This window comes from Streptomyces bugieae, assembly GCF_036352915.1.
In the GTDB taxonomy this organism is placed as follows: Bacteria; Actinomycetota; Actinomycetes; order Streptomycetales; family Streptomycetaceae; genus Streptomyces; species Streptomyces endophytica.
This window is the reverse complement of the sequence record NZ_JAZBJP010000201.1, coordinates 1-417: the sequence shown is the minus strand read 5'-3', so window position 1 is coordinate 417 and position 417 is coordinate 1. Positions and strand designations below refer to the sequence as shown.

The 417-nt window shown below is 69.1% G+C and carries 1 protein-coding gene; it reads right to left on the bottom strand.

All coding sequences use genetic code 11. From position 1 onward, the window contains the following. Positions 1-362: DUF6328 family protein (locus tag V2J85_RS40875; protein WP_330824426.1), on the bottom strand; the 362-nt coding region annotated here is incomplete at its 3' end. Between the last annotated feature and the right edge of the window lie 55 nt (positions 363-417).

The window sequence follows — 417 nt, the reverse complement described above, 5'->3', positions numbered from 1 at the left end:
ATGAGCAGCAGGGTCGAGCACATGGTGAGGAGCAGCAGCACCAGCCCGACCATGGTCATCCGCGAGGCCCAGATGACCGTCTGCGGCTTCATCCGGCGGCCGGTGAGCAGCCGGTGGTAGGTGACGGGGCCGATGAGGGCCGCGACGGTCGCGGAGCCGAGCACCACCGTGGTGACGTAGATGTCCCGGTCCACCTCGGACAGTTCGGCGAACCGCGGCTGGAACACCACGGCGAGGAGGAAGCCGAAGAGGATCTGCACCCCGGTCTGGGCGACGCGCAGTTCCTGGAGCAGCTCGGTCCACTGCCGGTCCGCCCGCTCCTCCTCGGTCTCCTCGCGGCCTCTGCCGTCGGTCGTTGACACGGGCGCCTCCTCATCTCGACGCGACCGGGTACACCGGCACACCCGTTCGATACGG